Below are 24,092 nucleotides of genomic sequence, written 5' to 3'. Positions count from 1 at the left end.
AAGCAATGGGTGTTGGATGAAACCCGATCCGGTACTAGATACTTGCCAGCCCCGAGCGGAATCGCGGAGACCTTATCCATGGCCGAAATCCTTGCCATCAAACCTGCCGCCGTTGATGGTCCGGTTGTTGCACAATTGGACAAGGGCGTGCTGCGCCTCACACTCGCCAATTCCCCCGCCAACGCCCTGTCGCTGGCGGTAATGGCGGCGCTGACGACGGAATTCGAGCGCGCCAAGACCAACAAGGCCGTTCGCGTCATCATTTTATCGGCGGCCGGAAAAGTGTTCTGCGCCGGCCACGATCTCAAGGAAATGACCGCGCGCCGCACTGACGCCGATCATGGCAAGGCCTTCTTCGCAGAGACGTTTGCTGCTTGTGCGACGCTGATGCAGGCGATCGTGCGCCATCCCGTGCCCGTCATCGCGGAAGTTGACGGCCTCGCCACCGCCGCCGGGCTGCAACTGGTCGCCAGCTGCGATTTAGCGATCGCTTCGCATGAGGCGACTTTCTGCACGCCGGGTGTCAACATCGGCCTGTTCTGCTCGACGCCCATGGTGGCGTTGTCGCGCAATGTCTCGCGCAAGCATGCCATGGAGATGCTGCTGACCGGAGAGACGATCGATGCGGCGACCGCCAAGGAGTTCGGCCTGGTCAACCGCGTCGTGCCGCGCGAATATCTGAATCAGATCGTCACCAAATACGCGCAAACCATTGCTTCCAAATCATCTTTGGTGATCAAGACGGGCAAGGAGGCGTTTTACACGCAGGCCGAAATGGGGCTGGCGGACGCCTACGCCTATACCGGCCGGATCATGGTCGAAAACATGCTCGCGCGTGACGCCGAGGAAGGCATCGGCGCCTTCATCGGCAAGCGCAAGCCGGAATGGACGGAGGAATAGGAGCAGCCCCATGGAGCCGCGCATCTCCATCATCACCATCGCCACCGACGATCTCGACCGCGCGGTGCGCTTCTACGAGGCTATGGGCTTGAAGCGGCATGCCGGCATTACCGAAGGTGTCGCCTTCTTCCAGATGGGCGGCGTCATTCTGGGCCTGTTCCCGCGCGCCAGCGCCGAAGAGGATTCCGGCATCGCCTTCGCCGCGGCGCCATCGGCGGTCTACCTCGCCTACAACACTCGCTCCGACGCCGAAGTCGACGACGTGCTCGCCAGGGCGGAAGATGCCGGCGGCCGCATCGTCAAGCCGGCCGGCCGCGCCTTTTGGGGCGGCTGGTACGGCTATTTTGCCGATGCCGACGGGCATGTCTGGGAAGTGGCGCACAATCCGGCCTTTCCGATCGCGGAAGACGGCACGATTTCGCTACCTGGCTGATGGCCCATCGCAAGCAGCTGACGCGGCTAAAGGCTCCCTACCTGAAGCGCATCCTGCTCGCCCCCGAGCGGGTCGAGGATTGGGAAAAATATCCATGGAACCTGCCGCTGTTTCGCGGCCACGAGTTCGAACTCGAATTCACCACGCCGATCACCATCATCGTCGGCGAGAATGGCACCGGTAAGTCGACGCTGCTCGAGGCCATCGGCGCGCTGGCCGGCTATGACGAAGCCGGCGGCGGCAAGGGATATAGGCCGGTCGACCATTCCGGCGCCGTCGACAAAAGTGGTACAGCACTTGCAGACACATTCCGTGGCCATTGGCTGCCGAAGGTCACCGCCGGCTGGTTCTTTCGTGCCGAATCCTTCTACTCCGTGGCTCGCTATCTCGATCAGGCGGCGCTGGAGTCTGGCGAGGCACCGCCGGACTTCCTGTCCTGGTCGCATGGCGAAGGTTTTATTCGCTTTTTCGAGGAGCGCTGCCGCAGGCAAGGCATCTATATTCTCGACGAGCCCGAAAGCGCGCTTTCCCCGACGCGCCAGATCGAGCTGCTCAAGATGCTGCGGCGCATGGACCAGTCCGGTACGGCTCAAGTGATCATGGCGACGCATTCGCCGCTGCTGATGGCTTGCCCCGGCGCGCGGCTGTTCCGCATCAGCCGGTTCGGGCTGGAGCCCGCCGACTTTCGCGACACGGACCACTTCCGCATGCTGCGCGATTTCAGCAATGACCCGGATGGCTTTCTCGACGAGGCGTTGTATGAGGACGAGGCATGAACCACGATAGCTACGACAACACCTACATCGCCGGCATCCTCAATTCGGTGAAGACCATCGCCATGGTCGGCGCATCCGCCAATGATGTGCGGCCAAGCTATTTCGTGCTGAAATATCTGCTGGCCAAGGGGTTTTCGGTGTTTCCGATCAATCCTGGCCAGGCCGGCAAGGAGATTCTCGGCCGGATGACTTATGCGAGGCTCGCCGATATTCCAGAGCCAATCGACATGGTCGACATTTTTCGTGCGCCGGCGGCAGTGCCGGGCATCGTCGACGAGGCGTTGCGGCTCGATCCCTTGCCGAAAGTCATCTGGATGCAGCTCGGAGTGCGCCATGACGAGACCGCCGCGCGCGCCGAGGCTGCCGGCATCAAGGTGGTGATGAACCGCTGCCCCAAGATCGAATATGGCAAGCTGTCCGGAGAGATCGGCTGGACCGGTGTCAATTCCGGCGTGCTGTCTTCGAAGAAGCCGCTGATGCGGTCGGGATTCCAGAGTTTCGGCGTGCGCCAGAAATAGTGCGCGTCGCTCAAAAGTGCGCGGCGGTTTGGGATAACGACGTGCACCAAAAGCAAGGCCTGATGCGCAATGCGCCTTGGCGCAAATTATTCCTCAGGTCAGCGCATTTTCTAGGGCCTCGGCCGCAGATCATTCGCCGAAGGGTATTTTCTTCTTTGCATTCCCGCTCGGGCTTCGCCAAGAATGCCCGGCCATTTCAAGAATTTCAAAAGGGAGGTTTCGATGACCCGCACGCCCGGTTTCAATACGCTCGCCGTCCATGCCGGCGCCAAGCCCGACCCGGCGACCGGCGCGCGCGCCACGCCAATCTATCAGACCACCTCCTTCGTCTTCGACGACGCCGACCATGCCGCCTCGCTGTTCGGGCTGAAGGCCTTCGGCAACATCTACACCCGCATCATGAACCCGACCCAGGCGGTGCTGGAAGAACGCATGGCGGCCCTCGAAGGCGGCACGGCGGCCCTCGCGGTTGCCTCCGGCCATGCAGCGCAGGTGATCGTGTTCCACAACCTGATGCAGCCGGGCGACAATTTCGTCGCCGCCAACAAGCTTTACGGCGGTTCGATCAACCAGTTCGGCCATGCCTTCAAGAATTATGGCTGGGAGGTGCGCTGGGCCGACACCAACGACATCTCCACCTTCGAAAGCCATATCGACGACAGGACCAAGGCGATCTTCATCGAGAGCCTCGCCAATCCGGGCGGCACCTTCGTCGATATCGAGAAGATCGGCGACATCGCGCGCAGGCACGGCTTGCCGCTGATCGTCGACAACACGCTTGCCTCGCCCTACCTGATCCGGCCGATCGAGCATGGCGCCGACATCGTCGTCCATTCGCTGACCAAGTTCATCGGCGGCCATGGCAATTCGATCGGCGGCGCCATCGTCGATGGCGGCACCTTCGACTGGTCGAAGTCGGGCAAATACCCGATGCTGTCGGAACCGCGTCCCGAATATGGCGGTCTCGTCCTGCACGAAACCTTCGGCAATTTCGCCTTCGCCATCGCCGCGCGCGTGCTTGGCTTGCGCGATCTCGGCCCGGCGATCTCGCCGTTCAACGCCTTCCTCATCCTGACCGGCCTGGAAACCTTGCCGCTGCGCATGCAGCGCCACTGCGACAACGCAGTGACGGTCGCTGCCTGGCTGTCCAACCACCCCAAGGTCGCGTCGGTGAACTACCCCGGCCTGCCCAGCGACAAGAACAACGCGCTGCAGAAGAAGTACTCACCGCTTGGCGCCGGGGCCGTGTTCACCTTCGCTCTCAAGGGCGGCTACGACGCCGGCGTCAAATTCGTCGAGGCGCTCGAATTGTTCTCGCACCTCGCCAATGTCGGCGACACCAAGTCGCTGGTGATCCACCCGGCCTCGACCACGCACCGCCAGCTTTCCGATGAGCAGAAGGTCAAGGCCGGCGCGGGACCGGACACGGTGCGGCTGTCGATCGGCATCGAGGACGTCAACGACATTGTCGCCGACCTCGAACAGGCGCTCGCCAAGGTCTGACCGATCATGAGCGACCCAAATTTTCTTGCCGTCGGCGTCGACGCTGTCGACGCCGACGAGGGCGCGCCGGCGCCGGACCGGCTGATCTCGGGCGATCCCAAATTCCGCACCTGGAATGTCGAGGAGCGCGACGGCGGCCTCTACGCCGGCATCTGGGAATCGACCCCGGGCAAATGGCGCATCGTCTATGACGAGTGGGAATTCTGCCACATCCTGTCCGGCGTTTCGGTGATCGCGGAGGACGGCGGGCAAGCGCGCACCGTCCGGGCCGGCGACAGTTTCGTGCTGAGGCCCGGCTTCAAAGGCAGCTGGGAAGTGCTTGAAACGACTCGCAAGGAGTATGTGATCAAGCTCTGATCTCGCGCTGCCATAATTCTCGCGATCGGAAGGGATAAGCCGCTGTCCTGCCGAGCTATTTCAGAGGCAGAAAGAGTTCAACGACCACTTCGCGTAACGGCCCCTCCGGGAAGTGGGACAGATGTCGTTGGCAATAGATCGGAAAGTCGCGTGCTTCCTCGCCGCTGGCCGGAAGCCATTCACGATAAAGGTAAAGTGCTGCGGGTTCGAGATTGTTCGTATTGCCGGGGTAGCGCAGCACCGCGCAACGTCCGCCTGGGATCACGCCAGCCTTCATCTGTGCGTCATTCGCCTCGATCGGCTGGTCGGTCCCGGCACAAATGTCCATGCTATAGTCAGCCGGGACTGCGGGCTCCCTTTCGGAACGGAAGACGTTGAAGGTCGGGCTTGTCTCGGGCGACAAGCCCGCGGCCTTGCGCCAGGCGATGAACCGCTGGATGGTGTCCTGGAGCGTCGCCCGGTCTCCGCGGTGCTCCATGATCGCCACCGGCGTCGGGGCCACATCGCGGATCGTCACGTCGTCGTGTTCAAAGATTATCTGCATGAGCGTGTTCCTTGCTTTTTCGAGGGGCCCGAAGGCCATGAGCCACGACCCCCAGTCGGGAGACTTCCGGAACGACGAGGGCGATTGTCCAAACCGTTGCCGAAAGGCGCGGGCGAAGGCGTCCGGCGCGTCGTAGCCGGCATCCATGGCTATGTCGGTGACGCTTTGGGCGTCACTCTCGGCAAGCCTGTACGAAGCACGCTTCATGCGGGCGAGCTGGACATAGCGATGCACGGACACCCCGAAGGTGGACGTGAACTGCCGATGGAAATGGTATTTCGAGAACGCCGCGACGCCGCTCAACGTCTCCAGGCCCAGATCGTCATCCAGATGCTGGTCGATGTGGTTCAGCACCCGCTGCATTCGGGTCTGGTAGTTTTCAAGTGCCGCCTTCAACGTTTCTTCCTCCGTGGCGACACCAGCTAGCCCTTTCCGGATATGTCGCGCTCGACCGATCTTGCGATTTGGCATGGATCAACAGGGGCCTGTCAGCAACGGCTTTCAGGCTCCCCGCGAGGATCGAGCCAAGCTTGCACTGCCTGGGTATGACTATTTCGCGGGAACCTGGCGGAGGCAGGCTTCCGGCGCCGTGTCGTGGAAGGGCAGGACGTAGGCATCCTGTGCCTTGATGTCCGCATCGCAGATCTCGTCGCGATAATGCTGCGCCAGGAGATCGAGCCGTTCCTGGCCGATGCCCTGCGTCGGCACTTCGCGGGCAAGGCAGCCGCACAGGGTGACCCACTCCGTGAACCGACCTTGTGGTTGCGGCTGGCGCCTGGTTGAAATAGGCCGGCAGCCCAGCCGCGCTTCGTCAAAAGCCGACGGCGAGCGTTTCCAGCCCATGGAAGTGGTAAGTGTCGCGGAAGCGCGCCTCTTCGGCAAGATGCAGCTTCGGGTGCCGTTCGAACAGGGTTTTCAGCGACACCTGCAATTCGAGCCGGGCGAGCGGCGCGCCGATGCAGAAATGGATGCCGGCACCGAAGGACACGTTCTTCTGGTCCGAACGGCCGGGCCGGAAGGCGAGGGGATCGACGAAGGCGCGCGGATCATGGTTGGCCATGCCCAGCAGCAGCCCGATCGTCTGGCCCGGCTGCACGACGATGCCGGGCGCGACCTCGATCTCCTGATAGGCGTAGCGCGTGAACATGTGCAGCGGCGCGTCGAAGCGCAGGCATTCCTCGACCGTTGCCGCGGTCGCCTCGGGCGAACCGAAGAAGCGACTGACATCGCCGCCTTGCATAAGGATCGAGCGGACGGCATTGCCGGTCTGATGCACGGTCGCTTCGTGGCCGGCATTGAGCAGCAGGATCGCCGAGGACACCATCTCGTCCTCCGATAACCTCTCACCGTCCTCCTGCGCCGAGATCAGCAGCGACAACAGGTCGTCGCCGGGATTCCTGCGTCGCTCGATGACGTAGCCCCGGAGGAAATCCGCAAATTCGCGGGCGGCGCGGTTGGCCGTCTCTTCGATCGCGCGTGTGCGGCCGTGCATGTACATGGCAACCATCCGGTGCGACCAGTCGAGCAGTTGCGGCCCCATTTCGACCGGCACGCCGAGCATTTCGGCAATGATGGTGATCGGCAAGGGTGCCGCGAAAGCAGGCAACAGGTCGACCGTCTTGCCTGGTTCGAAACGGTCGATCAACTCGTTGGCCAAGACCTCGACACGCGGCCGCAGCCGTTCGACCTGGCGCGAGACGAAGGCGCGGTTGACCAGTGTTCTCAGCCGCGTGTGCACCGGCGGCTCCAGTTCCAGCATCGAATTGGCTTCGACGCCGTCGAAAGCGCTGAGATGGCTGCGGTCCTGACCGATGCCGCGACTGTCTGGAATGCCGGCCGGGTTCTGGCGACCGAAGCGGCGGTCGCGCAGCAGCCGGTTGACGTCGTCAAAGCCGCCAAAGCACCAGAAGCCGAATTCTTCCCAGAAGAATGCATTCGATACGCCGTGCAGGAAAGCATAGGCGTCATAAGGGTTTTGAAAAAAAGCCGGCTCGTGCGGATCAAGCCGCAGATGTCGAGTGGCTGGATCAAAGGCCAGGGCGGGAGGCGTCAATTTGCTCATGCCAGACCAATAGCGCGGCTTGCCAGCCTGGTTCCAGACCGTATGTTGGCGCCCGCAATCGAATACGTTGAGCCAGCCGACCGGCTGCGGAAAGTCTGATTTGATGAAGGTGATCGTTGTCGGTGCGGGTATTGCTGGTCTCTCGACGGCGTGGTCGCTGGTCAAGGCGGGTCACAGCGTTTCGATCGTCGAGCAGGGGCCGATCCCGAACCCGCTGGCCGCGTCGGGCGACCATCATCGCATCATCCGTCGCGCCTACCGAGCGGGGACCGGCTATGGCCGGCTGATCACCGAAGCCTACCAGGCCTGGGACGAGATGTGGGCCGATCTCGGCGAAAACCATCTCGATGCGCGCGGATTTGTCTGCATTTCGCGCGAGCCGGGCGACGAGGCCGAGGAATATCGCGAGGGCCTGGAAGAAGGCAATTTTCGGTTCGAATTGCTGGAGCCGGACGCAGCCGTGAAGCGCTGGCCGTTTCTTGAAGCCGGTTCGTTCCGCTATGCCTATTTTTCGACCGAAGGCGGCGCGCTGCATTGCCGTAAGATCGCCTTCGGCCTGGCAAAGTGGCTGCGCGTCAACGGCGCCAATGTCTACGAACACAGCAGGGTCACCGTGATCGACGCCGAAGCCGGTTATATCGTGCTCGAAAGCGGCGAGACCATGCAGGCCGACCGCATCGTCGTCGCCGCCGGTGCCTGGGTGCTGAAACTGTTCCCGGAGCTGGACGGCGAACTGAAGACCTATCGAACAGCACTCGCCTATGTCGAACCGCCGGCCGGCCTCGAGGCCGCCTGGCAGGCGGCACCGGTTGTCCTCGATATCGGCGGCGCGGTCGACGGCTATGTGATCCCGTCCTCGGGCGGCGCCGGCATGAAATTCGGTTCGGGGCTGCACAGGGTGCCGACCAGCGACGCCGACTGGAACCGTGAGCCGGTGGCCGGCGAGGGCGAGGCGATCCGCAACCTGTTCTCGCCGCCGATCGCCCGGATCGAGGAATACAGGGTGACCGAGGTCGTCACCTGCGCCTACACCTTCACATCAGACGAAAAATTCATGGCGCATGAAAAAGGCAAGTGCCTGATCGTCTCGGCCTGTTCGGGCCATGGCTACAAGTTCGGCGCGGCGGTCGGCAGGCGCGTTGCGGCGGCGGTAGGCGACGGCGACATCGCCGGCCTGAAGACATGGCTGCGGGCGGAGGTCGACTAGGCGCTTTCCGGGCTTAATCCTGGCAATGCCTGGAAATATGCACGCGTCGCCAGCCCGATGAGCCTTCGCGGACCAGCACGCGGCGCGCGACGGTCTGGTAGGAGGCGGGGACATCGATGATGCGCCTTTGCTCCGGCTGCACCAGCACTTGCTCGGCGATGCTGTCGTACTGTGCCGGGATGACGACACGGCGCGTGCGTTCGGGCTGGATCACCACGGTCTTGGCGACACGTTCGTAGCGGGCCTTGTGCCAGACCTTGCACAGCACCTTGCGGCCATGGATGACGCGCCACTCCCAGGAATAGCCGCCGCCATCGACCCGGACCATGCTGTAGACGGTGCGGGTGACGGCCGGCACGATCTGGTAGGTCACTTGCGCCGGAACGGTCATCACGACCCGCTCGCGCGTGCCATAGATAGGGGGGATGTAGTCGACCTGCTGACCGGGAGGACTGATCATCACGTCTTCATAGACCGTGTCGTAGACGGCCGGACTGCGGACCGGTTCATAGCATTCGACGGCCCCGCCGCCGGCCGCTGTCTGCGAAATCGTGCCGAGCATGGTCAGCCCGGCAATGGTGAAGCATGCGGTTTTCCCGGACATGACACTCCCCCTGTTGAACTCCACGCATAAGTTCAACGTTGAATTGTAGAGGAAGCTGTTTCGGAGAAAAGCGGTTTCGGCGCATTTCGTTAAGTGACGCGGTTAAGAAACTGCTACCTTGCGAGTCCGGCCATGCGGCTCCAGACCCGCAGAAGCATCCGTCGGCCCGAATCCTTGCTCAGAAAGCTTGATTCGACTTACCCAGATGGCTAGGAGGGGTCGGCCTTGCACAAGGATGAGCCGGCATCCTATTTACGGAATAACGATCCAGAACCGATTCTGCCCGATCTGCCAGCATTCCCGGCGCCGGAATCCCACCGCGAGATAAGAGACAACTGATGAAGAACCCCGTCGAAACCTACATGAACCTCGTCCCGATGGTGGTCGAACAGACCAATCGCGGCGAGCGAGCCTACGACATTTTCTCGCGCCTCCTCAAGGAGCGCATCATTTTCATCACCGGTCCGGTCGAGGACGGCATGGCGACGCTGGTCTGCGCGCAGCTTTTGTTCCTCGAAGCGGAGAATCCGAAGAAAGAGATCAACCTCTATATCAATTCTCCGGGCGGCGTCGTCACCTCGGGTATGGCGATCTACGACACCATGCAGTTCATCAAGCCGGCCGTGTCGACGCTTTGCATCGGCCAGGCGGCCTCGATGGGCTCGCTGCTCCTGACCGCCGGTCACAAGGACATGCGCTTTGCCACGCCGAACGCCCGCATCATGGTTCACCAGCCTTCCGGCGGTTTCCAGGGCCAGGCTTCCGACATCGAGCGCCATGCCCTGGATATAATCAAGCTGAAGCGTCGCCTCAACGAGGTCTACGTCAAGCACACCGGCAAGAGCTACGAGGAGATCGAGAAGACGCTCGACCGCGACCATTTCATGACTGCCGACGAAGCCAGGGATTTCGGCCTCATCGACAAGGTCATTTCGTCGCGCGAGCCGCCTGAAGGCGCTGTGGCATAAGGGCTTATTGGCAGTTGGATGGCGGCATCACGCGCTTTTGGTGTGTCTTGCGGCATTTCGGCCACAATTGGCTGTTCCCTCGGGGGACAGGATTGCCTACGTTAAGGCTATGTTGAGTTTCGGCGGCTTAGCTTTATGCGGGGTTGTCGCGAATCATTGCCACGTTTTCTGATTTGTGTTTCGTACGGAATGCGTTGCGGGAGCCGGGACACACTGGCGGCGGCGGATTCCCGCGATAGATAGAGTATGCGCCCTTTCAGCCAGACCATCGGCGGGCGGCCATGAAAGGACATGAAAATGAGCAAGGTCGGCAACAACAGCGGCGATTCCAAGAACACGCTTTACTGCTCGTTTTGCGGCAAAAGCCAGCACGAGGTGCGCAAGCTGATCGCCGGTCCGACGGTCTTCATCTGCGACGAGTGCGTCGAGCTCTGCATGGACATCATCCGTGAGGAGAACAAGACCTCGATGGTGAAGTCACGCGAAGGCGTGCCGACACCGCAGGAGATCCTCAAGGTTCTCGACGACTATGTCATCGGCCAGCCCTACGCCAAGCGCGTGCTGTCGGTGGCGGTCCACAACCACTACAAGCGCCTCGCGCATGCCGGCAAGAACAACGATGTCGAACTGGCGAAGTCCAACATCCTTTTGATCGGCCCGACCGGTTGCGGCAAGACGCTGCTCGCGCAGACGCTGGCCCGCATCATCGACGTGCCCTTCACCATGGCTGACGCGACGACGCTGACCGAAGCCGGTTATGTCGGCGAGGACGTCGAGAACATCATCCTGAAGCTGTTGCAATCGGCCGACTACAATGTCGAGCGGGCCCAGCGCGGCATCGTCTACATCGACGAAATCGACAAGATTTCGCGCAAGTCCGACAATCCCTCCATCACCCGCGACGTGTCGGGCGAGGGCGTGCAGCAGGCGCTCCTGAAGATCATGGAAGGCACCGTCGCCTCCGTGCCGCCGCAGGGCGGCAGGAAGCATCCGCAGCAGGAGTTCCTGCAGGTCGACACCGCCAACATCCTGTTCATCTGCGGCGGCGCCTTCGCCGGGCTGGACAAGATCATCTCGGATCGCGGCCGCAAGACCTCGATCGGCTTCGGTGCGGTCGTCGCTTCTCCCGAGGATCGCCGCACTGGCGATGTTTTCCGCCTGGTCGAGCCCGAGGATCTGTTGAAGTTCGGTCTTATCCCCGAGTTTGTCGGCCGTCTGCCGGTCCTGGCGACGCTGGAAGACCTTGACGAACCGGCGCTGATCCAGATCCTGACCGAGCCGAAGAACGCCCTGGTCAAGCAGTATCAGCGGCTGTTCGAGATGGAGAATGTCGACCTGACCTTCCACGAGAACGCTCTTTCGGCGATCGCCAAGCGCGCCATCGAGCGCAAGACCGGCGCGCGCGGCCTGCGTTCGATCATGGAGGCGATCCTGCTCGACACGATGTTCGAGCTTCCCGCACTCGAAGGCGTGCGCGAAGTGGTGATTTCGGAGGAGGTGGTGACCGGCAGTGCCCGGCCGCTCTACATCTACTCCGAGCAGAAGGAAAAGAAGGGCAATGTCAGCGCCTGACATGAGCCCGCAGCGAAATTCTGAAACGGCGCCGCAAGGCGCCGTTTTGCTGTCGCACAGCGGTTTTACGCGGCGTATGGGCTTGGCGTCGCAAATGTGTCACTCGCGGACGGGTTGGGACGTGCGGATTTGGACACGCCCCTTGATCTTTGGGGGTCGTGCATCCAACTAACTGGAGAAGGCCGAGGTGCCCGATTTCTGTGCTGTAAAACTCCCGTCACAAACGGTGGTAGGCGGAACGATCCCCGGTCGTTAATATAAGATTCGCGGTTGGCTCAATTAGCGGCCGCGACATGAAAGGTTGGACAATGGCCAAAGTATCCAAGGCACCCAGCGACGGCGTCTTCGCAGTTCTCCCACTGCGCGACATCGTGGTGTTCCCGCACATGATCGTTCCGCTCTTCGTTGGGCGTGAGAAGTCGATCAAGGCGCTGGAAGAGGTGATGGGTCAGGAAAAGCAGATCCTGCTTGCCACCCAGATGAATGCCGCCGACGACGATCCCGAGCCCGATGCCATCTTCGACATCGGTACGCTCGCCAATGTGCTGCAATTGCTCAAGCTGCCCGACGGCACCGTCAAGGTTCTGGTCGAAGGCGCTTCGCGTGCGAAGATCGTCTCGTTCACCGACCGTCCCGACTTCCACGAGGCCCGCGCCGCGGCGCTGGTCGAGCCCGAAGAGGAAGAGGTCGAGGTTGAGGCGCTGGCGCGTTCGGTCGTCACCGACTTCGAGAACTACGTCAAGCTGAACAAGAAGATCTCGCCCGAAGTGGTGGGCGCTGCCAGCCAGATCGACGACTATTCCAAGCTCGCCGACACGGTCGCTTCGCATCTCGCCATCAAGATCCCTGAGAAGCAGGAAATGCTGGCCACGCTCTCGGTCAAGGAGCGGCTGGAAAAGGCTATGGGCTTCATGGAAGCCGAAATCTCCGTCCTGCAGGTGGAGAAGCGCATCCGCTCGCGCGTCAAGCGCCAGATGGAGAAGACGCAACGCGAATACTACCTCAACGAGCAGATGAAGGCGATCCAGAAGGAGCTCGGCGAAGGCGAGGACGGCCGCGACGAGGCCGCCGAGATCGAGGCGCGCATCAAGAAGACCAAGCTCTCCAAGGAGGCCCGCGAAAAGGCGGAAGCCGAGTTGAAGAAGCTCCGGACGATGTCGCCGATGTCGGCTGAATCGACCGTCGTGCGCAACTATCTCGACTGGATCCTGTCTATCCCGTGGGGCAAGAACTCCAAGGTCAAGCAGGACCTGGCTTTCGCGCAGAACGTGCTCGACACCGATCATTTCGGCCTCGACAAGGTCAAGGAGCGCATCGTCGAGTATCTCGCCGTGCAAAGCCGCCAGAAGAAGCTGAAGGGGCCGATCCTGTGCCTCGTCGGCCCTCCCGGCGTAGGCAAGACCTCGCTCGGCAAGTCGATCGCCAAGGCGACCGGTCGCGAATTCATCCGCATGGCGCTTGGCGGCGTGCGTGACGAGGCCGAGATCCGTGGCCATCGGCGCACCTATATCGGCTCGATGCCCGGCAAGGTCATCCAGTCGATGAAGAAGGCTAAGAAGTCCAACCCGCTCTTCCTGCTCGACGAGATCGACAAGATGGGCCAGGACTTCCGTGGCGACCCGTCGTCGGCGTTGCTCGAGGTCCTCGATCCGGAACAGAACTCGACGTTCATGGACCATTACCTCGAGGTCGAATACGACCTGTCGAGCGTGATGTTCGTGACGACGGCGAACACGCTGAACATCCCGGCGCCCTTGATGGACCGCATGGAGATCATCCGTATCGCCGGCTACACCGAGGACGAGAAGGTCGAGATCGCCAAGCGGCACCTGATGCCGAAGGTGATCCGCGATCACGCGCTGCAGCCGAAGGAGTTTTCCGTCGGTGAGGACGCGATCCGCGCCATCGTCCAGACCTACACCCGTGAAGCGGGCGTCAGGAGCCTGGAGCGCGAGCTGATGAAGCTCGGGCGCAAGGCGGTGACCGAAATCCTGAAGACGAAGACGAAGACGGTGAGCATCACGGCGGAGAACCTCTCCGATTACCTTGGTGTCCAGCGTTACCGCTTCGGCCAGGTCGAGGCTGACGATCAGGTCGGTGTCGTCACAGGTCTTGCCTGGACGGAAGTCGGCGGCGAACTGCTGACGGTCGAAGGCGTCATGATGCCCGGCAAGGGCCGCATGACGGTGACCGGCAATCTGCGCGACGTGATGAAGGAATCGATTTCGGCGGCGGCCTCCTATGTCCGCTCGCGCGCCGTCGATTTCGGCATCGAGCCGCCGCTGTTCGACAAGCGCGACATCCACGTGCACTTGCCGGAAGGCGCCACGCCGAAGGACGGCCCGTCCGCAGGTGCTGCCATGGCGACAGCCATTGTGTCGGTACTGACGGGTATTCCGGTCCGGGCGGATGTGGCGATGACCGGCGAGATAACGCTTCGCGGCCGCATCTTGCCGATCGGCGGGCTCAAGGAGAAGCTGCTCGCCGCACTGCGCGGCGGCATCAAGAAGGTGCTGATCCCGGAAGACAACGCCAAGGACCTGGCGGAGATTCCGGACAATGTGAAGAACGGCATGGAGATCATTCCGGTCTCACGTGTCGGCGAGGTGTTGCGCCACGCGCTGGTGCGTATGCCGGAGCCGATCGAATGGGTCGAACCGGTCAATCCGCCGGCCGCGACAGACAGTGCCGACGACGCTGGAAAGTCCCTGGCGCATTAGAGCGCCGGGCGTCCATCTGGACGCGCAAAGGACGTTCTAACGCTCAGACTTGCGCATGGCCCCTGCTGAAAACCAGCTATGGTTTCGGGACCATGTGTTGGTTTTCGTCGAGGTTGCAGCGCACAAACAGAGAGCCGGGCCTAGCGCCCGGCTTTTTCATGTGAAAAACCCAGCATTTCCGGGCTTTTTCCGCTTTTTTCCTGCCTTTTCGACTTGGTTGCGGCAACGCTTCTTTCTAAAGTCCGTTTCCTGCCGGATGAGTCGTTGGTTCCGGTGTTCTCATGGAAGGGAATTTTTATGAACAAGAACGAACTGGTGTCCGCTGTCGCCGACGCCGCGAGCATTTCGAAGGGTGACGCGCAGTCGGCGGTCGATGCGGTATTTTCCACCATCACCGGCGAACTGAAGAAGGGCGGCGATGTCCGGCTTGTCGGCTTTGGCAATTTCACCGTGTCAAAGCGTGCCGCCTCGACCGGCCGCAATCCTCAGACCGGCGCCGAAGTGAAGATCCCGGCGCGTACCGTGCCGAAGTTCTCGGCCGGCAAAGGCCTCAAGGACGCAGTCAACTAAGCGTTTTTTCTTTTCAGAGACCAGAAAAGCCGGGCTTGCCCGGCTTTTCATTTTTATGCCCTACGCAGGCACACGCGACCAGAAAAGCCGGGCTTGCCCGGCTTTTCATTTTTGTGCTTGATGCGATGGCGGCCGGCTTATGCGGTCGGCGCTTCAGGGCGCATAAGGCCTTCCTTCTTGAGATCGGCCCAAAGCGCTGCGGACAGTTTCGCATCGAGCAGCGAGCGATTGCTCTCGACCTCGCTCGGCCGCTGGCCACCGGGGATCACCGAGACGACCGAGGGATGCAGCAGCGGGAATTGCAGGGCGGCCTGGATCAGCCTGACACCATGACGCTTGCAGACGTTTTCGATCCCGGCGACCCGGTCGAGGATGTCCTTCGGCGCTTCGGAGTAGTTGTAGTAGGCGCCGGGCTTCGGTCCGGTCGCCAAGATGCCGGAGTTGTAGGGCCCGCCGAGAACGATGCCGATGCCGCGTGCCTGGCAGAGCGGCAGGAAGGACGTCAGCGCCTCCTGTTCCAGCAGCGTATAGCGCCCGGCCAGCAGGAACAGGTCGAAGTCGCCGCGCTCAGCCAGCGTCTGCGCGACCTGCCACTCATTGATGCCGCCACCGAACGCCTTGATCACGCCCTGGTCGCGCAGCGACAGCAAGCCGTAATAGCCCGAGCGCATGAACTCCTCGATGCGTCGGTCGGAGGCTTCCTTGCTGCCATGCGTGAAGATGTCGACATCGTGCACGAAGAGGATGTCGATCCGGTCGACGCCGAGGCGCTCAAGCGAGGCTTCGAATGAGCGCATGACACCGTCATAGCTGTAGTCGTACACCTCGCGGCGTGATGGTGTGTCGAAGAACTTGCCAATGCCGGTGCGCTCTTCGGGCGGGCAGGCGCGCATGATGCGGCCGACCTTGCTCGACAGCACATAGTCGTCGCGCTTCTTGCCGCGCAGGAACGGGTTGAGCCGCGTTTCCGACAGGCCGAGCCCGTAGAGCGGCGCGGTGTCGTAGTAGCGGCAGCCGGTCGCCCAGGCGGCCTCCAGCGTGGCGTTGGCGTCCTCGTCGGAGACGGCACGGTAGAGGTTGCCGAGCGGCGCCGTGCCGAAGCCGAGTTCGGTGAAACTGATGCCGCCATTGCCGATGCGGTCGAAATGCCGTGTCTTCATATGCTGCCGTTTGCCTCGCTTGATTTGTCTGACATGACACTATCACGCCTGTGATCAGGCAAAAGCATAGCTGCGCGTTGGACACGCATTTTCGCGGTTGCTAGCATGAACGAAATCGAGCTGTTCGTGGAAGCAAGAGCGGCAAATACCAGGGTGATTTTCAATGGCAGGTTTGCGGTGAGCGACAAGAGCAAAAGCCAGTTCGAGACCGCGCTTGAGGAGCTGGGTGGCGTGCTGGCACGCATCGACGAAAGCCGGATTGACGCCGCCTGCAAAATGCTGGCCGGCGCGCGACAGATCGTCGTCTATGGCTGCGGCCGCGAGGCCTTGCAGGTCAAGGGTTTTGCCATGCGGCTCTACCATTTGGGCCTGCCGGTTTCCGTGGTCGGCGACATGAACACGCCGCCGCTGGGGCAGGGCGATGTCTTCCTGGTCAGTTCCGGGCCGGGAGAGACCTCGACCGTGCTGACCCTGATGCAGGTCGCGCGCCAGGCAGGTGCAACCAATCTCCTGCTGACCGCCCAGGCCGAAGGCAGCGCGGCAAGGCTTGCCGACTTCACCCTGCTCATTCCCGCGCAGACCATGGCCAACGACCAGGGGGAGCAAAAAACATCGGTCCTGCCGATGGGCTCGGTGTTCGAAGGCGCGCTGTTCCTGCTGTTCGAGGTGATGGTGCTGAAGCTCAGCGAATTGATTGGCGCGTCGCCCGAAGCGATGCGCGCCCGCCACACCAACATGGAATAGATCATGCGCTACGAACTGATGCTGCCGCACCAGATCCGCAGGGCGATCGCCGAGAATTGGCCGGTCGCTCTGCCGCTCGGCGTGCTCGAATACCATGGCGAGCACATGGCCGTCGGCATGGACACGTTGGCCGTCGTCAAGGCGCTGGAGCTGTTCGAAAAGGAGAAGGACGTCGTCATCCTGCCACCCTTCTACTACGGTGCGGCGAGCTATGCGGTGGCGCCGCCTGAGGGCAGCGGCTCGGTACAGGTCGGCGGCGCTGCGCTGGCGCCGTTCGGTGAGGAGCTGTTCTACAGCCTGCTGCGCATCGGCTTTCGCAACATCCACGCCATCATCCACCATCAGACCGAGAACTTTGTCGCCGGCATGCCGACCGATCTGGCGTTCAAGACCGCCGGTCGCCAGGCGATCTTCCGCTTCCTCGAGAAGAAGCGTGGTGAGGGCTGGTGGGGATCGCAGGCAATGGCGGCCTATTATTCAGGACATGCCGCTGGTGAAAACTTCTTCAACTGGGTGCAGGTGCATCCGCTGATGTCGGCTGACATGAACGGCAAGTACCCGTTCGACCATGCCGGCAACGGCGAGACCTCGCTGATGCTGGCGCTATGCCCGGAGGCGGTCGATGCCGCGCACTTCGAAGATAACAAGAGCTGGTATACGGCGAGCGCCACGGATGCTTCGGCCGAGCTTGGGCAGAAGGGTGTGGCTATGATCCTCGATCACCTGCGGATGATTCTAAGGGCCTAGCGCGGTTCTCCCTTCTCCCACAAGACAAGGGGGAGAAGCGAAGCGGCCGCCCTGCTACTTCACCGCGCCCGCGGTCATGCCCATGATCAGATAGCGCTCCAACGCAATGCCGATCACCGCCAGAGGCGCAATGGCCGCCGTGGCGAGCGCTGCCATCGACCACCAGTTGATGCCTTGCGAGCCGGTCTGGCTCGCCACCATGACGGGGATCGTCTTGGCGTCGGTCGAAGTCAAAAGGGCGGCGAAGAAATACTCGTTCCAGCACAGCACCATCGCCAGGATGAAGGCGGCGACCATGCCCGGCAGCGCGATCGGCATGACGATGCGGAAGAAGGCGCCCCAGATCGACAGCCCGTCGACAAGTGCGGCTTCCTCGAGCTCGACCGGGATCGAGTTGAACTGGTCGCGCATGATCCAGATGACGATCGGCAGCACCATCAGCGTGTAAAGCAGGATCAGGCCGACGCGCGTGTCGAGCAGGCCGACCTCGCGGTAGAGCACCAGGAAGGGCAGGGCCAGCACCACCGGCGGCAGGATCAGCTGCGACAGGAAGAAGAACGAGATGTCCTCGTTCTTGAACCAGGCGAAATGGTAGCGGTAGCGGGTGAGCCCGTAGGCGGCGAGGCTGCCGATGACGATGGCGAGGCTCGACGCGCCGACCGAGGTGATCACCGAATTCATGAAGCGCTTGAGGAATTCCTCGCGCACCGTCGAGGTCTGGAAGATCGAGTCCGGCGACAGGCCGAGCGAGCGCCAGCCCTTCCAGTCCGGCTGGAAGTCGACGAAGGGAATGAGATGGCCTTGCGTGACGTCGACCGCGGTCTTGAACGAGGTCGTGATCGTCCAGTAGATCGGGAACAGGCAGATGAACGCCCAGAAGGCCAGCGCGCCGTAGATGAAGACGCGGCTGGCGAGGAAGCTCGCCGGCGAGCGGATCTCCGAGGCGACATATTCGGTGGTCTGAACGCTCATCTTAGCTCAATTCACCCGATCTTGCTTCAATTGACCCATCCTGCTTCAATTCACATTGCGGACAAAACGGTTGGCAAATTTCAACAGCCACGTGACGAACACGACGATGATCACCAGATAGGCCATCGCCAGCATGGTTCCGTAGCCGACATTCGAGCGGTCGCGATATTCGCGGTAGATGAAGCTCGACACGGAATCTGTGGCGCCGCCGGGGCCGCCGGACGTCACCGTGATGATGATGTCGGCAAGCTTCAGCTTGAAGATGATGCGCAGGATCACCGCCGTCACCGACACCGGCAGCATCAGCGGGAAGGTGACCTGCCAGAAGGTCTGCCACGCATTGGCGCCATCGACGCGTGCGGCTTCGAGCACCTCGCGCGACATCGCCTGCAGCCCGGCCAAGAGCATGATCATCATGAACGGAATGAAGGTCCAGGCGTCCAGTATCATGATCGATATACGCGCGATGATCGGATCGGAGAAGAAGGCGGGATTTTCCCAGCCGAGATGGCGCGCCAGCGTTGCGGCCGGTCCGAACCGGTATTCCATCAGCGACTTGCCGATCATCCACGACACCGCGACCGGCGACAGCATCAACGGCATCAGGAAGACGACGCGGAAGAATTTTCTCGCCCGGATCTGCGCATTGAGCAGCAGAGCCAGGCCGAAGGCGATGACATACTCGACCGCCACCGCGAGCACATAGAGCACCATGTTGAACAGCGCGTTGCGGTAGTAGGGATCGGCCAGCATCTGCCAGAAATTGGCGAGCCCGTTGAACTTTCGGCCACTGAAGGAACTGAGGTTCCAGTCGGTGAGGGCTATGTAGAAGCCGAACAGTGTCGGGAAGATCACCATGGCGATGGTGAACAGCAACGCCGGCAGCAGGAACAGGGCACGTTGGCCGTCCTCGCCGCGCGTCAGCACCTGGCCGACGCCGATCGCCACACCCCACAGCACATAGGCATAGACGACGGGGCGCCAGGTCTCGAAGCCGATCGTATCGGCGCTGCCCTTGTAGAGGATTTCCAGCACGATCGTGGCCAGAAGGCCGAGCGTCGCAACGGCCATCAGCGCCCCGCCAAGGCGTTTGCGGCCTGGAGAGATCAGATCGGAAGGGCCGGCATCTGCCGGCCACTGGTTCGCGGTCGAAGTCTGATCAGCCACAAATCTCGCCCGTTTGAAGGCTCTCGAGGAGCCGGAGCCGGTCTAAAGTGGTCCGGCGTTGCCGCCGGACCACGGTTCACAGGCCAGCCTACATGCCGAGCGAAGCTTTGTAGAGCTTGATCTGGTTGTCGCGGCCGATCTGGTCGGTCAGCTTCTCCCAGGCCGCTGCAATGGCGTCGGCGCCTTCCTGCGCCTTCATCTTGCCGGCGAAAGTGTTGGCCAGGATGTCCTCGGCAGCGCTGTAGTACTGGAAGATGCCGGGGATGCGTGGCTCGATTGCCGCGTTCGGATGATTGTAGCTGTCGGATTCCGACTTGAGGTAGGAGGTGATGAAGGCCTCATCGTAGCCGGCCGCCACCCATTCGGGAATGTCGAAATGCGAGTTGCGGTAAGGCTGGAAGCCCGACGGATACATCGCCGTCCAGATCGACAGGTCCTTGCCGCCGAGATGCGCGGCAGCGGACCATGCCGCTTTCTTCTTCTTTTCGTCGGCATCGACGCGGGCCATGACATAGACGCCCCAGCCAAGATAGGCGCAGTTGGGCGCATAGTTCGGGCCGCTGGCGAGCTTGTCCCAGGCGCCGGTCTTCGCATTGTAGACATCGTCCGAGCCAGGCAGGATCGAGAAGCCGGTGACGTCGCCGACGACGGAAGAGTCGTTGGTCTTGACGTTGGAGCCGACGTCGCCCCACCAGGTGACCATCGAGCCGGTGCCGGCCAGAAACTGCTGGAACGCGGTCGTGTTCGGATCGGCGTTGATCTGGTCGGCGGGCTCCGACGGCAGCGCGTCGATGACGTCCTGGATGGCGCGCACCCAGGCTGGATTGTTGACGCGCGGCTTCATCGTGTCGGCGTCGAACAGCCAGGCCTTGTCGTCGGGGTGCTTGGCATAAGCGGTGGCGCGGCTGCCAAGGAAATAGAAGCCGAAGCCGCCCCAGGGCTTTGGCGCGTCGAGATAGCCATAGACGTCCTGGTCCTTGAGCTTCTTGCCCTTGAGGAACTTGGTCACCGCCTGAACCTGCTGCCAGGTCTTCGGTACGCCCCATTCACCTTCGCCGCCGCCGTCCTTCCAGGCCTTGGCGAGGTCGGCATCGGCGAACACGTCGGTGCGGTAGTTGAAGTTGTGCGCGTCACCGTCGACGGTCACGCGATATTGCTTGCCGTCCCAGGTGCCGACCGGCGGCTTCAGATAGCTGACCAGATCGTCGAAATCGATCTGGGTCTTGACCCAGTCGGGCATTTCCGACGTCAGGCCCTTGCCGCAGACATCGCCTTCGAACGGCGCGCCCATTTCGATGATGTCGAAATCGACGGTGCCGGTCGCGATCGACTGCTGCAGGCGGGCGTTGTAATCGGCCTGGGCCAGGTCGATCCAGTTGATCTTGGCGCCGGTGTAGGTCTCCCATGGCTTCAGGAAGCCACGGAACAGCACATTGTGCAGGTTCTGGTTGTTGAGACCCATGAAGGTCAGCTCGACGCCGGCGAATTCGCCTTCCTTGACGTTGGCCTTGGTGGCTTCGAGGCAGAGTTCACCGACCTTCTGGAAATCGGCGTCCGTCGGCTGGCCTTTGCCGACGCCGGGGATTTGCAGGATTTTTGTGCGCAATTCGCTTGCCGCGGAGGCCGGGCGCGTCAAGGCGCCAAGTCCGGCGCCGGATGCGGCTGCGATCGCGGCCATGCTGGCCGCACCCTTCAATATGTCGCGCCTTGTGGCGCCGGCTCGAACCAGTTTGTCGTAAAGACCCGTTCTCATCGCCTATTCCTCCCAGAACATCAGTGTGAATAAATCGGCCAACTGTCGGACGCCAGAGCGCCAACGATGCTCCCGGTTCGGAAACGAATTAGGCAGGACCCCACCCTGCGTGGATTGAAGTTCCGATTGCGGATCGGGTACCGACATTTTGACCAGCGCCTGCCACTATTCTCACAACCAAACGCCGTGTCAACGAGAACGGGTTTTTATCTATAAGGGACCGACTTGCCCTGACAGGTCGCGTTGGTTAGCTTCTGCGCCTACGGCTAATGGAGCCGATGGGGGAGATATGGCGCAAGTCGCGATCAGCAAGGTGGCCAAGGCCTTTGGAACGGTCAAGGTTCTGCACGAAGTCAGCGTCGATATCGCCGACGGACAGTTCGTGGTGCTGGTTGGCCCTTCGGGTTGCGGCAAGTCCACGCTGCTCAGGATGGTGGCCGGGCTGGAGACCGTCTCCGCCGGCACGATCGCCATCGGCGACCGCGTCGTCAATCATCTGCCGCCGGCCAAGCGCGACATTGCCATGGTGTTTCAGAACTATGCGCTCTATCCGCACAAGACGGTCGAGCAGAACATGGCCTTCGCGCTCAAGCTGCGGAAAACCGATCCGGCCGTGGTCGCCGAGCGGGTCAAGCGCGCCGCCGACATCCTCGACCTCAATCCCTATCTGAAGCGCTATCCCCGCCAGCTTTCCGGCGGCCAGCGACAGCGCGTGGCCATGGGCCGCGCCATCGTGCGCAATCCGCAGGTCTTCCTGTTCGACGAGCCGCTGTCCAATCTCGACGCCAAGCTGCGCGTGCAGATGCGCACCGAGATCAAGGAACTGCACCAGCGGCTGAAGACCACCACCATCTACGTCACCCACGACCAGATCGAAGCCATGACTATGGCCGACAAGATCGTCGTCATGCGCGACGGCCGCATCGAGCAGGTCGGCGCGCCGCTGGAACTGTTCGACCGCCCGGCCAATCTGTTTGTCGCCGGCTTCATCGGTTCGCCTTCGATGAACCTGCTCAAGGGCGCCATGCGCAAAGGCGACAAGCCCGGTGTCGACATCGCGGGCACGCTGTTCCCGATCGCATCGGGCAATGCCGCGCAGGACGGTCAAGCCGTCGTCTATGGCGTGCGACCGGAGCACCTCGAGATCCATCCCGACGGCGTGCCGGCGAAGATTTCGGTGGTCGAGCCGACCGGCTCGGAGACGCTGGTGTTCCTGCGCTTCGGCGAAGGCGAGATGGTGGCACTGTTTCGCGAGCGCCACGACTTCAAGCCGGGCGATACGCTGAAGCTGAAGCCAAGGCTCGACCAGATCCATCTTTTCGACGCAGAGACCGGCAAGCGTCTCTGATCCCAACCCGGCTTCACGAGGATACCATGCTCAAAGGCATCAACCCGCTGCTCAATGCCGACGTGCTGCAGGCATTGCGGGCAATGGGGCATGGCGATGATCTGATCATCGCCGACACCAATTTTCCATCCGATTCGGTGGCGCGCCAGACGGCGCTCGGCCGCGTGCTGCGCATCGATGCCTCGGCGGCGCAAGTGGTCAAGGCGGTGCTGTCGCTCTACCCGCTCGATACATTCGTCGACGATTCGGCTGCGCGCATGGAAATCGTCGGCAAGCCCAGCGAAATTCCGCCCGTGCAAAGCGAAGTGCAGAAGGAGGTCGACAAGGCCGAGGGCAAGTCGTGGCCGATGATCGCGGTCGAGCGCTATGCCTTCTACGAGCGCGCCAAACACGCCTATTGCGTCATCCAGACAGGTGAGCGCCGCTTCTACGGCTGCTTCGCCTTCCGCAAGGGCGTCGTACCGCCGGATGCGGAGTAGCGGCATGGCTTCGGGCAAGCCGGCCGTCATGAAGCCTGTCGTCATATTGGGTGTGTTCGTCGCCGACACCGCCTACAGGGCGCAGCGGCAGCCGCGCATGGGCGAAACCATCCTCGGCACTTCCTTCACGCTGGGACCGGGCGGCAAGGGCTCGAACCAGGCGGTTGCCGCCGGCAAGCTCGGCGCCGACGTCACCTTCCTCACCCGCCTCGGCGTCGATCCCTTCGCCGACATGGCCAGGCAGACCTGGGCGCAGGCGGGCGTCAAGAATGCCGTCATCGACACGCCGGAAAGCTACACCGGTGCGGCCTACATCTTCGTCGAGGAGACCACCGGCAACAACGCCATCATCGTCAGCCCCGGTGCTGCCATGCTGATCTCGCCGGCCGATATCGAAGCCAATGCCGCGCTGATCAGCAGTGCCGGCGTTTTCGTCACTCAGCTCGAACAGCCGATCGAAGCAGCCATGCGGGCCCTGGAGATCGCGCGCGGGGCAGGGGTGACGACGATCCTCAACCCGGCCCCTGCGGCAAAGCTTCCCGACCGCATCTACACGCTATGCGACTACCTCACACCCAACGAGACCGAGACGGAGGAATTGACCGGGATGAAGGTCTCCTCGATCGACGACGCGCGGCGCGCTGCGGACAGCCTGCTCGCAAAGGGGGTCGGCACGGTCATCGTCACGCTGGGTGACAAGGGCGCGCTTTTGCACTCGAAGGAGCGCTCCGACCATGTTCCCGCCGTCAGTGCGGGGCCGGTGGTCGAAACCACAGGGGCGGGCGATGCCTTCAATGGCGGTCTTGCCGCAGCGCTGTCGCGGGGCGTGGAGCCGCTGGAGGCGGTGCGCTTCGCTTGCGCCGTCGCCGGCATTTCCGTGACGCGACCAGGAACCGCGCCGTCGATGCCGACGCTCCGGGAGGTCGAGGCGCTGCTGGCGAGGGGATGAGATCGACTTGGCTGACTGGCCGCTGACGCCGCCTCCGGC

The 24,092-nt window shown here is 62.3% G+C and carries 24 protein-coding genes; 16 read left to right on the top strand and 8 right to left on the bottom strand.

Annotated features, from left to right (window positions below; translation table 11 throughout):
- Nucleotides 1-78: 78 nt before the first annotated feature.
- The 6 genes from LB558_RS01580 to LB558_RS01555 all read left to right on the top strand — a co-directional run bounded on the left by LB558_RS01580 (nucleotide 79) and on the right by LB558_RS01555 (nucleotide 4,487).
- Nucleotides 79-900, top strand: a complete 822-nt coding sequence (locus LB558_RS01580; protein WP_224695854.1) for an enoyl-CoA hydratase — start codon at nucleotides 79-81, stop codon at nucleotides 898-900.
- 10 nt (nucleotides 901-910) lie between these two features.
- Nucleotides 911-1,333 carry a VOC family protein gene (locus LB558_RS01575; RefSeq protein ID WP_224695853.1) on the top strand — a complete coding sequence of 141 codons (423 nt, stop codon included), beginning with the start codon at nucleotides 911-913 and terminating at the stop codon, nucleotides 1,331-1,333.
- Nucleotides 1,333-2,109 (top strand): AAA family ATPase, encoded by a 777-nt coding sequence (locus LB558_RS01570; protein ID WP_224695852.1) that lies wholly within the window; start codon nucleotides 1,333-1,335, stop codon nucleotides 2,107-2,109. The genes LB558_RS01575 and LB558_RS01570 overlap by 1 nt, the downstream gene beginning before the upstream one ends.
- Nucleotides 2,106-2,627, top strand: a complete 522-nt coding sequence (locus LB558_RS01565; RefSeq protein ID WP_224695850.1) for a CoA-binding protein — start codon at nucleotides 2,106-2,108, stop codon at nucleotides 2,625-2,627. The genes LB558_RS01570 and LB558_RS01565 overlap by 4 nt, the downstream gene beginning before the upstream one ends.
- 222 nt (nucleotides 2,628-2,849) lie before the next feature.
- Nucleotides 2,850-4,130, top strand: a complete 1,281-nt coding sequence (locus LB558_RS01560; RefSeq protein WP_224695849.1) for an O-acetylhomoserine aminocarboxypropyltransferase — start codon at nucleotides 2,850-2,852, stop codon at nucleotides 4,128-4,130.
- Nucleotides 4,131-4,136: 6 nt separating this feature from the next.
- Nucleotides 4,137-4,487: a cupin domain-containing protein gene (locus LB558_RS01555; RefSeq protein WP_224695847.1), complete on the top strand. Its 351-nt coding sequence runs from the start codon at nucleotides 4,137-4,139 to the stop codon at nucleotides 4,485-4,487.
- A 55-nt stretch (nucleotides 4,488-4,542) separates the two neighbouring features.
- On the opposite strand, the gene LB558_RS01550 is transcribed toward LB558_RS01555, so the two are convergent.
- The 3 genes from LB558_RS01550 to LB558_RS01540 form a co-directional block, all read right to left on the bottom strand.
- The gene (locus tag LB558_RS01550; protein ID WP_224695845.1) at nucleotides 4,543-5,427 is read right to left on the bottom strand and encodes an AraC family transcriptional regulator; all 885 of its coding nucleotides are present in this window, start codon (nucleotides 5,425-5,427) and stop codon (nucleotides 4,543-4,545) included.
- Between the two features lie 153 nt (nucleotides 5,428-5,580).
- On the bottom strand, nucleotides 5,581-5,874 hold the full coding sequence (locus LB558_RS01545) for a hypothetical protein (RefSeq protein WP_224695843.1): 294 nt from the start codon (nucleotides 5,872-5,874) through the stop codon (nucleotides 5,581-5,583).
- Nucleotides 5,843-7,093, bottom strand: a complete 1,251-nt coding sequence (locus LB558_RS01540; protein ID WP_224695841.1) for a cytochrome P450 — start codon at nucleotides 7,091-7,093, stop codon at nucleotides 5,843-5,845. Before LB558_RS01540 ends, LB558_RS01545 begins: the two co-directional genes overlap by 32 nt.
- A 103-nt stretch (nucleotides 7,094-7,196) precedes the next feature.
- Between LB558_RS01540 and LB558_RS01535 the strand changes: the two genes are divergently transcribed.
- Complete coding sequence (locus LB558_RS01535; RefSeq protein ID WP_224695839.1) at nucleotides 7,197-8,300, top strand: NAD(P)/FAD-dependent oxidoreductase; 1,104 nt, start codon at nucleotides 7,197-7,199, stop codon at nucleotides 8,298-8,300.
- A 13-nt stretch (nucleotides 8,301-8,313) separates the two neighbouring features.
- Here LB558_RS01535 and LB558_RS01530 read toward each other — a convergent pair whose 3' ends face one another.
- Complete coding sequence (locus LB558_RS01530) at nucleotides 8,314-8,904, bottom strand: hypothetical protein (protein ID WP_224695837.1); 591 nt, start codon at nucleotides 8,902-8,904, stop codon at nucleotides 8,314-8,316.
- Between the two features lie 338 nt (nucleotides 8,905-9,242).
- Between LB558_RS01530 and LB558_RS01525 the strand changes: the two genes are divergently transcribed.
- The 4 genes from LB558_RS01525 (at nucleotide 9,243) to hupB (ending at nucleotide 14,734) form a co-directional block, all read left to right on the top strand.
- On the top strand, nucleotides 9,243-9,872 hold the full coding sequence (locus LB558_RS01525; RefSeq protein WP_023810285.1) for an ATP-dependent Clp protease proteolytic subunit: 630 nt from the start codon (nucleotides 9,243-9,245) through the stop codon (nucleotides 9,870-9,872).
- A gap of 297 nt (nucleotides 9,873-10,169) precedes the next feature.
- Nucleotides 10,170-11,444 carry an ATP-dependent Clp protease ATP-binding subunit ClpX gene (gene clpX, locus LB558_RS01520; RefSeq protein WP_013532190.1) on the top strand — a complete coding sequence of 425 codons (1,275 nt, stop codon included), beginning with the start codon at nucleotides 10,170-10,172 and terminating at the stop codon, nucleotides 11,442-11,444.
- Between the two features lie 308 nt (nucleotides 11,445-11,752).
- Complete coding sequence (gene lon / locus LB558_RS01515) at nucleotides 11,753-14,164, top strand: endopeptidase La (protein WP_224695836.1); 2,412 nt, start codon at nucleotides 11,753-11,755, stop codon at nucleotides 14,162-14,164.
- Between the two features lie 297 nt (nucleotides 14,165-14,461).
- On the top strand, nucleotides 14,462-14,734 hold the full coding sequence (hupB, locus tag LB558_RS01510) for a DNA-binding protein HupB (RefSeq protein WP_023810287.1): 273 nt from the start codon (nucleotides 14,462-14,464) through the stop codon (nucleotides 14,732-14,734).
- A gap of 137 nt (nucleotides 14,735-14,871) precedes the next feature.
- Here hupB and LB558_RS01505 read toward each other — a convergent pair whose 3' ends face one another.
- On the bottom strand, nucleotides 14,872-15,894 hold the full coding sequence (locus LB558_RS01505; RefSeq protein ID WP_224695835.1) for an aldo/keto reductase: 1,023 nt from the start codon (nucleotides 15,892-15,894) through the stop codon (nucleotides 14,872-14,874).
- Between the two features lie 105 nt (nucleotides 15,895-15,999).
- Here LB558_RS01505 and LB558_RS01500 point away from each other — a divergent pair, with 105 nt between their 5' ends.
- Both LB558_RS01500 and LB558_RS01495 read left to right on the top strand, forming a co-directional pair.
- Nucleotides 16,000-16,638, top strand: a complete 639-nt coding sequence (locus tag LB558_RS01500; RefSeq protein WP_263494483.1) for an SIS domain-containing protein — start codon at nucleotides 16,000-16,002, stop codon at nucleotides 16,636-16,638.
- Between the two features lie 3 nt (nucleotides 16,639-16,641).
- A complete protein-coding gene (locus LB558_RS01495) occupies nucleotides 16,642-17,385 on the top strand; it encodes a creatininase family protein (RefSeq protein ID WP_224695833.1) in 744 nt (247 codons plus the stop codon).
- A 54-nt stretch (nucleotides 17,386-17,439) separates the two neighbouring features.
- Here the strand turns inward: LB558_RS01495 and LB558_RS01490 are convergent, their stop codons facing one another.
- From LB558_RS01490 to LB558_RS01480, 3 genes are all read right to left on the bottom strand, one after another.
- Nucleotides 17,440-18,357, bottom strand: coding sequence for a carbohydrate ABC transporter permease (locus LB558_RS01490; RefSeq protein WP_056594228.1), 918 nt, complete (start codon nucleotides 18,355-18,357; stop codon nucleotides 17,440-17,442).
- A 45-nt stretch (nucleotides 18,358-18,402) separates the two neighbouring features.
- A complete protein-coding gene (locus tag LB558_RS01485; RefSeq protein ID WP_224695831.1) occupies nucleotides 18,403-19,524 on the bottom strand; it encodes a carbohydrate ABC transporter permease in 1,122 nt (373 codons plus the stop codon).
- 88 nt (nucleotides 19,525-19,612) lie between these two features.
- Nucleotides 19,613-21,277: an ABC transporter substrate-binding protein gene (locus LB558_RS01480; RefSeq protein ID WP_013532183.1), complete on the bottom strand. Its 1,665-nt coding sequence runs from the start codon at nucleotides 21,275-21,277 to the stop codon at nucleotides 19,613-19,615.
- Nucleotides 21,278-21,566: 289 nt separating this feature from the next.
- Here LB558_RS01480 and LB558_RS01475 point away from each other — a divergent pair, with 289 nt between their 5' ends.
- The 3 genes from LB558_RS01475 to rbsK are packed head-to-tail and all read left to right on the top strand — an operon-like array spanning nucleotide 21,567 to nucleotide 24,053.
- Nucleotides 21,567-22,625: an ABC transporter ATP-binding protein gene (locus tag LB558_RS01475; protein WP_224695830.1), complete on the top strand. Its 1,059-nt coding sequence runs from the start codon at nucleotides 21,567-21,569 to the stop codon at nucleotides 22,623-22,625.
- 26 nt (nucleotides 22,626-22,651) lie between these two features.
- Nucleotides 22,652-23,104 carry an RbsD/FucU family protein gene (locus LB558_RS01470; protein WP_224695829.1) on the top strand — a complete coding sequence of 151 codons (453 nt, stop codon included), beginning with the start codon at nucleotides 22,652-22,654 and terminating at the stop codon, nucleotides 23,102-23,104.
- A gap of 4 nt (nucleotides 23,105-23,108) precedes the next feature.
- Complete coding sequence (rbsK, locus tag LB558_RS01465) at nucleotides 23,109-24,053, top strand: ribokinase (protein ID WP_224695827.1); 945 nt, start codon at nucleotides 23,109-23,111, stop codon at nucleotides 24,051-24,053.
- The last annotated feature ends 39 nt before the right edge of the window (nucleotides 24,054-24,092 follow it).

This window comes from Mesorhizobium sp. CO1-1-8, assembly GCF_020164875.1.
GTDB lineage: Bacteria > Pseudomonadota > Alphaproteobacteria > Rhizobiales > Rhizobiaceae > Mesorhizobium.
Note: the sequence above shows the minus strand (reverse complement) of the source record. Positions and strands in the feature narration are given on the sequence as shown.